This is a genomic window from Acinetobacter terrestris (genome assembly GCF_004331155.1).
GTDB lineage: Bacteria > Pseudomonadota > Gammaproteobacteria > Pseudomonadales > Moraxellaceae > Acinetobacter > Acinetobacter terrestris.
This window is the reverse complement of the sequence record NZ_SJNZ01000005.1, coordinates 1-14,070: the sequence shown is the minus strand read 5'-3', so window position 1 is coordinate 14,070 and position 14,070 is coordinate 1. Positions and strand designations below refer to the sequence as shown.

Here is a 14,070-nt window from a genome sequence, read left to right as displayed (position 1 = left end):
GGCTGATGAATAATAATTACCTACCATTTGGCGACCTGAAAGGGGGCCGCCTGATCCTTGCTGCCTTTGTGTTGGCTTTGGCCAACTTTATGGTGGTTCTGGATATGACCATTGCCAATGTTTCAGTGCCGCATATTACCGGCAGTCTGGCGGTGTCCAGTTCGCAAGGGACTTGGGTCATTACCTCGTATGCGGTTGCAGAAGCAATTTGCGTTCCGCTAACCGGATGGCTCGCAGGGCGCTTTGGTGCGGTGCGACTGTTTGTGATCAGCCTGATTGGCTTTACGGTTTTTTCCGTTCTTTGTGGATTATCCAGCAGTCTGGAAATGCTGGTCTTCTGCCGGATCGGACAAGGTCTGTTTGGCGGGCCAATCATGCCGCTCAGTCAGACCTTGCTGATGCGTATTTTCCCTCCGGAAAAGCAATCTCAAGCCATGGGAATGTGGGCAATGACCACAGTCGTTGGCCCGATTCTGGGTCCGATTTTAGGCGGCTCGATCAGTGATAACCTGTCCTGGCACTGGATTTTCTTTATCAATATTCCCGTCGGAATTTTCTGTGCGATTGCCGCATTACGCTTATTAAAACCGGCAGAAACTTTAATTTCAAAAATCAGGATTGATACCATTGGGCTGTTTTTGCTGATTTTATGGATTGGCGCATTGCAGTTGATGCTTGATCTTGGTCATGAAAATGACTGGTTTAACAGTACTTTTATTTGTATCTTGGCGGTGATTACCGTCGTCGGGTTAGTCCTGTTTATTATCTGGGAGCTGACCGAACAGCATCCTGTGGTCAATATTCAGATTTTTAGATATCGCGGCTTTACCTTCTCGGTATTGTCTTTGGCCTTTGCCTTTGGGGCATTTTTCTCCAGTATTGTCCTGATTCCGCAGTGGGTGCAAATCAACTTGGGATATACCGCAACATGGGCCGGTTATCTCACTGCAACCATGGGTTTTGGCAGTTTGCTGATGTCACCGATTGTGGCGAAAATGGCGACCAAATATGACCAGCGGATTTTAGCCAGTTTTGGTTTAAGTCTTTTGGCCGCAGTGACCTTGATGCGTGCATTCTGGACCACCGATTCCGATTTTATGGCATTGGCATGGCCACAAATTCTGCAAGGTTTTGCGGTGCCATTTTTCTTTATTCCTTTGTCGAATATGGCATTGGCGTCGGTGCAGTCACATGAAATGGCATCCGCTGCCGGCTTAATGAACTTCCTGCGTACCATGGCTGGGGCAATCGGTGCTTCTATTGCCGTAACGTTGTGGGATGACCACACTAAAGTTGCCCGTAGTGAGATGGTTTCCAACTTACATGTAGATGAAGTTCAGAATACCCTGATGCAAAGTGGCATGAGTTCAGAAGGTGCGCTGGGCTATATATCCAGTCTGGTGGATAAAGAGGCATTAACGCTCTCTGCCAATCATGTGTTTTTAATTTTAGCGATGGTCTTTGTTTTTGCTGCATTGATTGTTTGGCTTGCGCCAAGGCCCAAACTGGGTATGGGTGGCGGTGGTCACGCGCATTAATGCTCATCATCTAAGACATAAAAAAGCCGCTAAATTCAGCGGCTTTTTTTATAATCAGGAATATTGCAGTTAAGTTTTATATATCTGACCGTGTCCGTTTTAAAGCGGTTTGCCACTGATTCAAACGGCTTTGACGCTGATCCGCCTGCATATTCGGTTCAAATGCACGATCTAACTGCCAAGATTCGGAAACCTCTGACAAGCTGGAAAATACACCGGCTTTTAAACCTGCCATCGCCGCTGCACCCCATGCAGTCGATTCCAGCATTTTCGGGCGCAGTACCGGAACATTGAGAATATCGGCCTGGAATTGCATCAGCATATCATTGCGACTGGCACCACCATCTACCCGTAATTCTTTCAACGGATGGGCAATGTCGGATTGCATTGCGGTGAGCACATCGGACACCTGAAAAGCAATTGATTCCAATGCTGCACGGGCAATATGGGCTTTGTTGGTTCCTCGAGACATTCCGCAAAGTAGCGCCCTAGCATCACTGTCCCAATGCGGCGCACCCAGTCCGGTAAAGGCAGGCACAAGCACCACGCCGTCGGTATCATTCACTTGGCAAGCCAGTTTTTCCACTTCGCTACTAGTTTGAATAATCCCTAAACCATCACGCAGCCATTGCACGATGGCACCAGCCATAAACACGCTGCCTTCCAGTGCATAAGTGGTTTGATCGTGGCATTGCCATGCAAGTGTGCTGATTAATTTGTTTTGACTAAACTGAACTTGATGGCCGGTATTAAACAGCATGAAGCAACCGGTACCGTAAGTATTTTTCGCTGTGCCTACATCAAAGCAAGATTGACCAAAAAGCGCAGATTGCTGATCGCCCAAAATACCGGTAATCGGGATATTGGCACCGAGCAAACCGGTGGCGGTGTCGGCAACATAGCTATCTGAGGAAATGATTTCGGGTAAAACGGAACGGGGGATATTAAACAGCTCAAGCAGTTCTTCATCCCACGTTTGAGTTTGCAGATTCATCAGCATGGTACGTGACGCATTGCTGGCTTCAATCACATGTTCAGCACCTTGGGTTAAGTTCCACATCAGCCAGCTATCGACCGTACCAAAAGCCATATGTCCTTGTTCGGCAAGAGCGCGTAAGCCATTTACATTTTCCAGTAACCACACCAATTTTCCAGCACTGAAATAGGGGTCTATGCGTAAACCTGTTTTATGCTGAATTTTATCCTGCAAATTTTGTTGTGTGAGCTGGTTACACCATTCGGTTGCACGGCGATCTTGCCAGATAATGGCAGGGGCGAGTGGCTTGCTATTTCGTTTATCCCAAATAACGGTGGTTTCTCGCTGATTGGTCAGCCCAATGGCTTTAATGTCTTTGGCAAGAATGCGGGCAGAGGCGAGTGCTTGTTGCACCACAGCAATTTGTGTCGTCCAGATTTCTTGGGCATCTTGTTCCACCCAGCCCGAATGCGGTGTCTTGATATGGATTTCACGTTGAGCGGTTGCCTGCACTTGTCCATGTTCATTGAAAATAATCGCCCGACTAGAAGTGGTTCCCTGATCGAGTGCAAGTAAATAGCTCATAATTTTTTCTTTTAATCGACTTGAAAAGTAAAATATTAGCGCAATAATGTAATTAAGCGCATCTAGTTGTGTAAATGTTTAGAAAAGAGGTCGTAATTTTTAACATTTATGCTATGATCGCTTTGTACTTTGGGGGTGTTTCTGGCTTCGACGCTGGTGATGAAACTCATAGATGCATGCCGAGAGCGCATTTTCTCTCGTAAATCAAATTTGCATTTTTTAGTCGCAAACGACGAATCATACGCTCTAGCTGCCTAAGGGCAGCTTGTCCGCCTCTCCGAATACTTGTGGTTAGAGAGACCGACTGAAGCGCACGCACACAAGGCCGTATAAAGTCAAGCCTCGGGGCTTTGTACTAAATTAAGAGGATCGCGATTTGTACCCTGTTCGTCGGGTCACAAAGAGTTAAAACAATAGACGATATCTAAGCATGTAGTATTCTCGAGCGTAATGCTGGCGGACGCGGGTTCAACTCCCGCCACCTCCACCAAAATTCTTTCCGAAGCAATCCATCGGAATCTAAAAAAGCCTTTAAACTCAATGTTTAAAGGCTTTTTTATTGGGTGTAAAAAAAGAAAACTTTCTTTTAATACTTTTAAAATTAATAAAATAAGGGTTAAGTAAGGGTTAAAAATCTAATAAGAATATAAGTTTAATTATTTATGAACTTGATTAACTTCCCCTTCTCAAAATAAATTAAATTTCCATTTTTAAGGAAGTTTATACAATTCCATTACTGTAAGAATAGTCAAATAGAGTGAGCATCATTGGATTATCGATTGAAATGGTGCAATAAGGCTAAGGCTATCGAAATATGACTAACTGGTGGGTACGGTAAATCCAGATGCTGGCTTATTCATTTTTGAATTATAGAGGTGAATGAATCCTTAGTAATTGAATTTTATAGCCTTACTAAGTTAATGATTTTTTATAAATTAGTATATTAAATACTTTTTGATCAATAAATCTTTCTGTTAAACACTACGAAAAGCGATAGTTTTGATCACTAAGAAATATATTCAAATCAATAATAATACAATTATGAAATAGGTCTGTTCCAATTTTTAGTTAAATATAAAAAGGTACCGAATATCTTAGTGAGATTGATATACGGGGCGCGTTGCCATTATACCGAATAACCTAATCCTGCTCTCAACAGAGAGGTGAAATCATGAATATTGCAAAAAATACGATATGCCTTTGGTACGATAACGACGCCGAGGGCGCTGCACGATTTTACGCCGAGACGTTTCCGAATTCATCTATTGGCGCAGTAGTAGCTGCTCCCGGAGATTATCCATCCGGAAAAGAAGGCGACATCATCACAGTCGAGTTTACTGTCATGGGCATTCCTTGTATTGGGCTTAACGGTGGGCCTGCGTTCAAGCACAACGAAGCATTCTCGTTTCAGGTTGCGACCGAAGACCAAGAAGAAACGGATCGTTACTGGAATGCGATCGTTGGTAACAGTGGTCAGGAGAGTGAGTGTGGTTGGTGCAAAGATAAATGGGGTATCTCTTGGCAAATTACACCGGTCGCCCTAACCAAAGCATTCACAAGTCCTGACCGTGCAGCCGCTAAACGAGCATTTGATGCAATGATGACAATGAAGAAAATCGATATTTCCGCAATTGAGGCTGCATTCCGTGGTTGAGAAAGGGGTGATCTAACAATTCATTTAAGTCGATGTCGCTCTGCTGTGCAGTTTAATTGTAATGTTTAGTTCTCCTGACTTAACCGCTATTTTTAAATAAATGAAGTTAAACAATCACTCGATTTATAGCACATGTCATCAATTTTGGATTGCCGAGCTAGCTTTTAAGTTCATGGATTGTGAGTTGATTTCAGTTGATATCCTTGGTTCATATGACTGAATTGTAAGGTGGAAAGGCTTGACTCTAAGGTGATCAAGCTTTTTTATGTCTTTAGATAATTAAGCTGAACTCAACATGCGAGCTTGTATCATGTATTTTTATTTGAATTAATAGGTTAACTATTATTTTGCGGATATTTATACGTTATTTAATAGTTGTCGTATTCAGTTAAATATTAACTTAATCCTTCGCAATATAGCTTTTTAGCTGTGTAATCTATTATGTCCCAATAATTTTGTTTGTTATGAAATCTGTGCATTGTGGTACATCAGGTTGAAGTAATAATGAAATATGATTAAAAATTAACTAATTTAATAATAGCTATGCTTCATGCTGTTTTAGCTCTCTGACAAATAGGCTGTATAACTTTAATGAGGCGTTAAAAACGCACTTAACCATTAAAAATGTACTCTGCCATTCGGAGAATATGCAGGAATGCTACAACTTGCGTCCTCATGGTATTTGAGTCAGCTATTTAGCTACTAGGTTCCTAACAGGTGCATCTGGTATCTATTCGCGCTTGATGAGCTTGATGAATGTAGAAACCCTAATAGATCATTAGAAGTACGTCTTGTTGTCCCAAAAGGCTTTGCCACTGATTCCGCGTCAATTCGGTAGTTGCTGTGTTCAAGTCCAATAGTGGCAACAAAAAAAACTGGATAGGTAAATGCTTGGGTAAGCAAATCAGTCCGGGTTAGAAAAGCTATTAGCGATAAATTTGACTAACCTAAAAGACTGTTCTTCCCCGATTTATTTTCTCCCCTAAAAGAGATAGCGCTGAAAAGCAATCGGGTCTGTGCCAGCTTATTTCAAGTGTTATCACTTATGATTCAAGGAGAATGTGCCATGAATTTTCCCAAAGTGTTACTTATCGCCGGATGGGTTGCGCTGTCTGCATCCGCCGCTTTAGCAGCTGACCAGCCCATGGCAGGTAAAGCTAGCTCGGGGGGAACTTCCTCGGCAGCCGATAAGAATGCCATCAGCAGTGCAATGAGTGCAGCGCCAAAACAAGTAGGCGTAGCAGCCACGATCATGGCTATAGGTGCCGATGGCAAAATGCGCACCTTGCGCCAAGGCAGTAATGGTTTTACTTGTATGCCCGACAATCCAACTACACCAGGTCCTGACCCGATGTGTATGGACAAGGCAGCCCTAGAGTGGGCAGATGCCTGGATGACTCACAAACCGCCTACGGTGGGTAACGTCGGCTTTATGTATATGCTTGCAGGGGGTACTGATGCCAGCAATGTAGATCCCTATGCCAAGAAACCCACTGCTGGCAATCAATGGATCAAGACTGGACCCCATGTCATGATCGTCGGTGCTGAACCGCGCTTCTACGACATGTACCCTAAGAATACTCAGCCGGACACCGCTGTTCCCTACGTAATGTGGTCTGGAACGCCGTACCAGCACTTAATGATTCCGGTCAAGTAGTGAATGTCGAGATGGATAATACAGGTATGTTTAAACCCTTAAATTCAGCAGTTAAAGTTAACTTATTTTTCTGTTAATAGAAAAATTAGCCATGCGAGCTGTGGTTAATTCTTTATTATAATGATTGAAGTATAGATAAAATTCATAATTGAGAAGCTCATCGAAAGATGGGCTTTTTACATTTATGCAGTAAAAGTTAAACGGTGTAACTGAGTAATTATTATATTATTAATTTTCAAGCAACATCAGGATAATAAGTAATGAAATTAGTCATGATAGTGGGATTAGTAGCAATGCTAGGTTTAACTGCATGTCAGAAACACGATACTGATACTGCCCAACAAGATAAAACGACTTCACCTCATTCAATGGATAAAGATAAATAAATTAAGTCGCCAGTTTAATATTTCTTAATAGGTGGATTAACATTTATTCTACAAACAGCTTTTAATAAGTCGGGCATATTAAACCTCCATGAGTTACTTCCATAGATAATAAAAAATGGACAAAAATGCTAATTTTCATCTCTTGGAGCAAGTCTACAATTTCATTGTGGTACGACCAGGATTTAAAGTAAAAAAGAATCAGGAACAATTATTAGATTTTTTTACCGAAATTCATCAAGATCATGAAGCAGGGATAAGATTTGATTCACCTTCTAAAATTACTCTTATGTTTGGAAGTCGTAAAATAGTCAATATCGATTTATCACCTCCCTTAAGAAATAAAACTGATTTCTTGGAATGGGTATATAAACAATTAAATTCCTAAATTTAGATAATAAATGAGGTCTGCATGAGATTGCAAGATCTCGGATATGCTGTTTTTATGAGGATTAAAGATAGAAATCACCATATATAAATATAAAGAAAAATGAATATAACTGATTTTTTTCAGTAGCTAATTTTAATCGCACTTAAGCTTACTAAATATTTAATATATATCAGTTTTTATAGCAAGTTAGCTTCCAATAGCTCTAATCTATGCCTCCAAAATAGGTTTTTTATTGTCTACATGTTTATCCATCATGCGATCAAAAGCTGAGTACAAAAGGTAAATATTTTTAATTAATGAGCCATTAACTCATAGGGATTAGAGTCAATATTATGTTATTGATATATAAAAATAAATTAAATATGCATTTAAAATTATTATAAAGAGTGGAGTATTCAGCATTGTTTAATGCCATATTAATGAGTAACAAAAAACTTTTAAAGTGAATAGGTTCTTTCCGCCATTGCTGCTGGGTATGGAATGAATGTAAAACTAGGATTTACAATAACTATTGTGCATCTGGTTAAGTCATGGATAGAAAAAGGGTTATTATTCTAAGTGGAATATTTCTGATAGGTTTGTCTTTACTGGGTATGCAGGTTTATGCAGATTTTAAGAGAAAAAAATCAGAAAGAATAAGAATATTGATAATGGAGGCAGAAACTTCTTTATTCCATCTTGCGAATAGGAAGTAAATGTTGTTGCAATAATAGATAAACGAAGCTCGATCATTTGATTGGGCTTTTTTAATTTTTTTATATAATTGATTTTGATAAAGAAAAAACAACTTAAAGTAAACGTTTAAAAACAGATTATCTATATTCTCTATACTTTGTTAATGAATTTTTAGTGATATCTTCTAGTTATTCCAAGAAAGAAACAACTATAAAAATAGAAAAAAACAATTATTTAAGTCCGCTTAATAGGCTCTGTTAAGCGGATTTTTATTATTCACGGTTTTGCATTGAGGTGATCAAAAAAGAAAAGGCTCAAAGATCGCGTCTTATGTGTAGAAACTATGAGTGCATTAGCATCTCATTGATTATGCATGAATTATGTAGTATATTTTACATACTATTACAAGAGTTAACCTTCCTATTATATGTGGAATTTCATCAAAAGCTTTAATATTGTTGATACCTATTTGATTTTATCCAGTTTATTCGTAATGTTTGTGGGGATTAATTTTTACACTTTAACTCCTGTTTAGGAAAGTGTAAAAAATATTAGAAGCTCGATCATTGATCGGGCTTTTTATTTACTCTCAATTATTAAATTTGGATTTCAATAATTTGATTTGTGTAACATTATTTTAATTTTTGGTATATTTCGCCAATGGAAATTGATGGATAAGTATACAAAATAATCAACAGGAACTAGCTGTAGTTTCTGCACCTCCCAAGGTGTTTTTAGTTTATATCCATACTTTCCTAAGTGTGGATTTTTTTTTGTCTAGAAAAAATATCTCCGATTTCCTTAAGCAAAAAAATCTGTATCTATATAGATCCTATGGTTTTTATGAGGGAAAAGTAGAACCTGATAAGGCATTAGATCAGGGGGCGAAAAAAGACGATCACATGAATGAGAAACACTTGATATCAGATTTTATTAAAAATATAAAATAAGTTTCTAATTCTAAAGAAATAATTACATATTTAATTATAAAATTTACAATTTTTATTGAATGCTTTTTTATAATGCCTAGAACAAAATAAGAGACAGATAAAATGCCTAAACTTCACAAATTAAAAGAGGTGTGTATTAGCCCCCGTAAAAACGGACAGTTAACTCGCTAATTTTAGCGCCCGAAACTCCCGAGGGGATTTCATTTTTAATCCACTATGTGGATGATTGCAATTGTAATCTTCTATCCATAGCGGCAAAGCATTCAGCACAGTTTTAGCATCAGGCACATCATTCAAATAGACGTAATCCCGTTTGAATGTCTTTACAAAGGCTTCCGCCATCCCATTGCTCTGTGGACTTCTAATCGGTGTGGTACAGATCTGAAAACCAAGTGCATGTGCAAATTGTCGTGTCGATTTCGCAATATAACAACTGCCATTATCTGTCAGCCATTCAACGGGCTGAGGCAAATAACTGACCGCACCAAAGCGTTTTTCCATGCTCTGTACCAGTACATCACATACCATGTCACTACTGATACCAGTAGTTGTTGCAAGATAACTCATGATTTCCCGATCACAGCAATCCAGGCTAAAGATCACCCGTACTTTCTCACCATTCCAACACTTGATCTCAAAGCCATCCGAACACCAGCGGCTGTTTGATACAGATACTGCAACTCGCCCATCATGCGTCCGGTCATTCTTTAATGGCTCGTCTTGCGTGAGAAGCAACTGATTCTGCTTCATGATCCGGTAAATACGTTTGGGGTTGACCCGAGCAAGTTTTATTACATGCTGTTTCAGATAACGGTTTAAATGCGCGGTAACCCGTCGATATCCATTACTCGGCCGTTGATCACAGATCTCCCGAATGATGGGTAATAAAACCATATCATCCGCCTTAGAGTATCGTAAACGAGAAGCAGCTTCTGGCTGCTTCATTCGCCGATAAAGGTTCGATCTGGACACACCTAAGGTATGGGCTATTTGCTGTGTTGGGTATCGTTGGGTGGTAATAAGGGCATGTGCGATATGTACTTTTTTGCCTGGGCAATCTCTAAGGCATCTTTGAGAATTTCAGCTTCTACTGTTTTACGGCCTAGCATTTGCTCCAGCTGTTTGACCTTTTTTAACAGCGAATTATAGTCAGAAACGCTAACAACTTGATCATTGGCTTCCACGGCAGTGACTCCACCATCCTGCATAAGTCTTTTCCATTTAAACAGCAAACTTGGTGAGATGCCATACTGTCTGGCAACAGAGGAAACGGATGAGCCTGGTTGCATGGTCATGGCGACAAACTGAGCTTTTTCCTGACCTGAATAACGTCGACGACGTTGAACTGATGTAATAACTTCAATACGTTCCATAGAACACTCCTTAACCCTAGTGCTATGACTAGGTCTTAATTGAGAAGTGTCCGTTTTAATTGGGGGCTATTACAAGGTGAGTGCTAAAAGTAAGTGTGGCACAGAAATTATCGTAGAACGGATTTATGAAAGAGTTCTAAGTGAAGCGAGTAACGACGAAGCATGGATACCTTTATCTAAAATCGCGCTTACAGACAAAGTCATTGATTTAAGGGATGACGAGACATTTACGCATCCTCGAACTCAGGTCGTCTTTAAAATACTCAGTGAAGGCTATGCATAAATTACCAATATGAACTTATTTTTATCTGATCTTTTTCGGAATAACTATAAATACTGTAAATAAAAAATGAAAAGTCCATCTAAAAAATGGGCTTTTTTATACTAAATATAAGCAAATACTTAACAAATATTTTCTAAATTTTAAGAAGGGTATATGCAGTATATAGTTTAATTAATCACTTACTTGATTAAAAAATTGAAAATATTGCTAATTTTTATATATTGCAACAAGTGTATAACTTTGTTGCAGAGCATCCTGGCTTTAAATCGAAAACTGAGCTGGATCTATTGTTGGAATTCTTCTCGGCCATTCATGAGGATTTTCAAACTGAAATAAGACTTGATTCGCCTTCTAAGATTGTAGGCAGATTTGGCAGTCGAGAAATAGTAAATATTAAATTAGCACCTTCATTAAGGGATAAAAATGAATTCCTAAAATGGGTATATCGGCAATTACATCTATAGTTTTATTTTTGAACATCAACTTATTAACCTAGGTGAAACCATGATTAGATTTCTGAGTAAATTATTTTGTATTCATGCATACGATTATGAGTCCAATATATTTACTGAAGTTGAATATCAGGAGAATGATAAGACTAAACCAGACTAAATTCCCTCCAATTTGACCAACGTAATACAATACATATCAGCCCTGTCGCTTGCGAAGATTGATCGGGTTTTTTATGTGGAAGAGTTGTTGAAAACAGATCATGAATTCTCTATTCACTCGTATTTAGAAGGCCACTTTTAATCTGAAGGGTATAAAAGTACGAGTCTTGTTGGAAAGCTGGAGTTTATAGCCGCTTAATGAGAAGGAACAAATCAGATATTGAGTTTGAAAAATGAGCATGTATTCTGGATGTATAAAAATTAAGCGGATAAGGTGGCTGTAAAAAAACGACCCACCTGATCGTTTTCTGCATCTTATTTTAGGTTATCGGTGGAGGTGTAAAATGAACTTATCAGAACAAGTAAAACAGGCATTTTTCGATTACATAGATCAAAACTATAAAGTACCTAATTATCTATTCATAAGTCCCGATAGCTATAAAAAATTACTCGAGGAGCAAAGTCATTTTATTAGCACTACTCCAATGGATACGGGTATTGTGGATATGAAATTTCTAGGCTGTGAAATTGGAGTCGCTACAAATGACGAACCTTTATTCGAGTGGAAAAAGAAATAATTCATTTCTACTTGTGAAGATATTTTATGGTTGATAATTCTCATAATATTTACATCCTGTTTCAATTAATTATTGATCCTGCTCTTATTTATAGGTATAAAAAAGAACAAATAAAAGCAGGGAATGAGAGCAATGAGTACAATAGAAATATTTGTAACTTCATCTTCGACTTTAATGCTTATGCTTGTTATATATGGTCTGGGACAAATGGCCAACTAACCTCAAGATTTGATAAAACCACCTTCGGGTGGTTTTTTGATGTACAAAATTTTTATTAAATTATTTGTAGATTTTGTCTGAAATAAAATGCAGGACTGGACAAGGTGGATGAGGTTGCGTTTTTCTTGTTTTGAGGTGTAGGCTAAGGTGAGTTCGTAGATGAAGTTGATTTCAACTTGTATAGTAATGTGTAGATATTAATTATAGTTAAGGCACTAAATTATTGAAATTTAGAACCTTTTGTTGTGTGAAATACTCTATATAAAGTAAGGTTAAATATGATAACTACTCTAGTAGCGTTTAATTTACTTAGTATAGGCATTTAATTTCAAGATGTACCTTGTTAAGTCTTTTGCGCTAATAAGGTAGAGAAACGCTGCTTGATACGATTTCCATTTTCATCAACACGATGGAGCTCTCCGATATTTTCGTTATATTTTATAATGGTCCAGTCCTGATAATAAGCGCTTAACTCACCTGGTTTAAATGCAAATGGAAAATCAGGCTGAGCCGGATAATCTTCGGTATCCATCGCACAAACGATCAAATTAAATCCCTGAGGTTTGGTTGCATTTTGCATCTGCTGAATGAGCGGCGGAATGGTTGATGATTCTACAAACATCATCACGACAGTGCAGCAGATAAAATCATACTGATCATCAATGTCAGGATTTAGATTCAAATCACGAATTGCAGGGTGAATATTGCTGATTTGTTCGGACTGAATAATGTCGTTTAATTTCTGAATGCTATTTTCATTAATATCCCACGCATCCACCTCAAAACCTTGCTGGCTTAAAAACAGCGAGTTCCGTCCTGAACCGCAGCCTACATCCAGTGCTTTCCCACCATGCAGGTCAGGCATTGCCGCTAAAATTTCCGAATGAGTAGGCGTGATCTGATATTTCTTTGAGAAATAATCTTCGGGTTTACAGTAAAAACTCAGCTGACATTCAATGTCCTGACTGGTGGAAACAATCTTGTGCCATGCTTGAGGTTCAATGAAAGGCGGTTGATGGGTCGTAGAAAAAACATATTCAGACTGTATTTCTCCTGATTCACTCAACATCGCAAAATTTAATTCACCTTTTAATATCGTCAGTTTTGCCCATGTCCCAGCTTTAGTATTATGTAATCTTTGAAAAGCTTGGGGAATTGAATCATGCGTCCAATGGGGAAGTTGCCTGTAGCAGATAAGTTCTTGCATAGTGTCCTCACGTATTTATATGGCCTATTAATCTTTGTTTAACTTACTGAATGATTCTGGTAATAAGAAAAGTAATTACAGTAAAGACCACTTTAAGCGTTTTCAGCATATTATTTTAGATATTTATTTTTAAGACTACTTTTTGCTCAATTTGATATTAATCAGTTGAAAGAATATCTATGCAGATAGAATTAAAATGTATACGCAATTGATCTTCAGGAATGAGTAACAAATAAGTTTGATTGTTAAAGTGCAACTGTAAAGATGGTTAGCTTTAGCATTCATTATTTAAAAAGTGTGGAATTTGGGTAAGTACAATAAATTGGTTTGCTCGGAAAATGAATGAGTAGATTTAGACCAAGCTAATAATGAGATAAAAAGAGGAGTTCTGATGTCTTTATTTTTTTGTTGTCTAAAGTTGAGCTAAACGACTTTAGAAAAATACCAGACAACTCACGACTGATTACAGTCTTCTAGCTAAATTCATTTTTGGGGTCATTCACTTCAAAATAAGCAAAGTCAAAATAAAAACTGTTAATAAGATAATAGAGAGAAATAACAATGCTAGATGTGAAAGCTGGAATATAAATGAGTTTAAATACTCCTGTTAGGTAGGGTTTATTATAGATATGGTTAAAGAATGGACCGAAATACGGTTTTTTAGCAAATTAGCTGAAAAAATAGACACTCATAACGAATAAGTAAAAATAGGGGTTGCGCGCCTTGAGAAACTGTATAGAATACGCCGCATACCAACGAGATATGTTGAAACGAACGAAGCGCGAAGCGCTGAGTTGTTGAGATTATCTTGTTGTTACTTGTCTCTGACGAAGAGCAAGGTAGATCATTAAGAGCTTATGAAGAACAACTTGTGTGGATTTTTACTGGTTGATCGATCGAAATTATTTTCATTGATTGATGGTAGAAATGACTCGAAGTTTATTTGAGAAATATTTGTCAGAAAATTGATGAGCCAAGATTGGTGCCCTT

Annotated in this window: 9 protein-coding genes and 1 other RNA gene; 7 read left to right on the top strand and 3 right to left on the bottom strand. The window is 38.3% G+C overall.

Annotated features, from left to right (window positions below; genetic code table 11):
- Positions 1 to 5: 5 nt before the first annotated feature.
- The gene (locus E0H81_RS04135) at positions 6 to 1,538 is read left to right on the top strand and encodes a DHA2 family efflux MFS transporter permease subunit (protein ID WP_131267797.1); all 1,533 of its coding nucleotides are present in this window, start codon (positions 6 to 8) and stop codon (positions 1,536 to 1,538) included.
- A 76-nt stretch (positions 1,539 to 1,614) separates the two neighbouring features.
- Here E0H81_RS04135 and glpK read toward each other — a convergent pair whose 3' ends face one another.
- Positions 1,615 to 3,099, bottom strand: coding sequence for a glycerol kinase GlpK (glpK, locus tag E0H81_RS04130; protein ID WP_131316752.1), 1,485 nt, complete (start codon positions 3,097 to 3,099; stop codon positions 1,615 to 1,617).
- Between the two features lie 131 nt (positions 3,100 to 3,230).
- On the opposite strand from glpK, the gene ssrA reads away from it, so the two are divergent.
- The 5 genes from ssrA to E0H81_RS04110 all read left to right on the top strand — a co-directional run bounded on the left by ssrA (position 3,231) and on the right by E0H81_RS04110 (position 7,181).
- Positions 3,231 to 3,589: a transfer-messenger RNA gene (gene ssrA / locus E0H81_RS04125) on the top strand.
- A 681-nt stretch (positions 3,590 to 4,270) separates the two neighbouring features.
- Positions 4,271 to 4,753, top strand: a complete 483-nt coding sequence (locus tag E0H81_RS04120; RefSeq protein ID WP_171458569.1) for a VOC family protein — start codon at positions 4,271 to 4,273, stop codon at positions 4,751 to 4,753.
- Positions 4,754 to 5,798: 1,045 nt separating this feature from the next.
- Entirely contained in the window at positions 5,799 to 6,410 is a 612-nt protein-coding gene (locus E0H81_RS04115; RefSeq protein ID WP_244926498.1) for a hypothetical protein, read from the top strand.
- Positions 6,411 to 6,670: 260 nt separating this feature from the next.
- Positions 6,671 to 6,796 (top strand): hypothetical protein, encoded by a 126-nt coding sequence (locus E0H81_RS16100; protein WP_244926497.1) that lies wholly within the window; start codon positions 6,671 to 6,673, stop codon positions 6,794 to 6,796.
- A 115-nt stretch (positions 6,797 to 6,911) separates the two neighbouring features.
- Positions 6,912 to 7,181 (top strand): hypothetical protein, encoded by a 270-nt coding sequence (locus E0H81_RS04110; RefSeq protein ID WP_131316748.1) that lies wholly within the window; start codon positions 6,912 to 6,914, stop codon positions 7,179 to 7,181.
- A 1,787-nt stretch (positions 7,182 to 8,968) separates the two neighbouring features.
- Here E0H81_RS04110 and E0H81_RS04105 read toward each other — a convergent pair.
- Positions 8,969 to 10,182, bottom strand: a protein-coding gene (locus E0H81_RS04105) for an IS3 family transposase (RefSeq protein ID WP_131316746.1) whose coding sequence is annotated in 2 segments (ribosomal slippage) — positions 8,969 to 9,855 and positions 9,855 to 10,182 — 1,215 coding nt in all. Because the reading frame shifts where the segments join, the coding sequence is not laid out codon by codon here.
- A 1,238-nt stretch (positions 10,183 to 11,420) separates the two neighbouring features.
- Between E0H81_RS04105 and E0H81_RS04095 the strand changes: the two genes are divergently transcribed.
- On the top strand, positions 11,421 to 11,654 hold the full coding sequence (locus E0H81_RS04095) for a hypothetical protein (protein WP_131316744.1): 234 nt from the start codon (positions 11,421 to 11,423) through the stop codon (positions 11,652 to 11,654).
- Positions 11,655 to 12,216: 562 nt separating this feature from the next.
- Here E0H81_RS04095 and tehB read toward each other — a convergent pair.
- On the bottom strand, positions 12,217 to 13,080 hold the full coding sequence (gene tehB, locus E0H81_RS04090) for an SAM-dependent methyltransferase TehB (RefSeq protein ID WP_131316742.1): 864 nt from the start codon (positions 13,078 to 13,080) through the stop codon (positions 12,217 to 12,219).
- Positions 13,081 to 14,070: the final 990 nt, after the last annotated feature.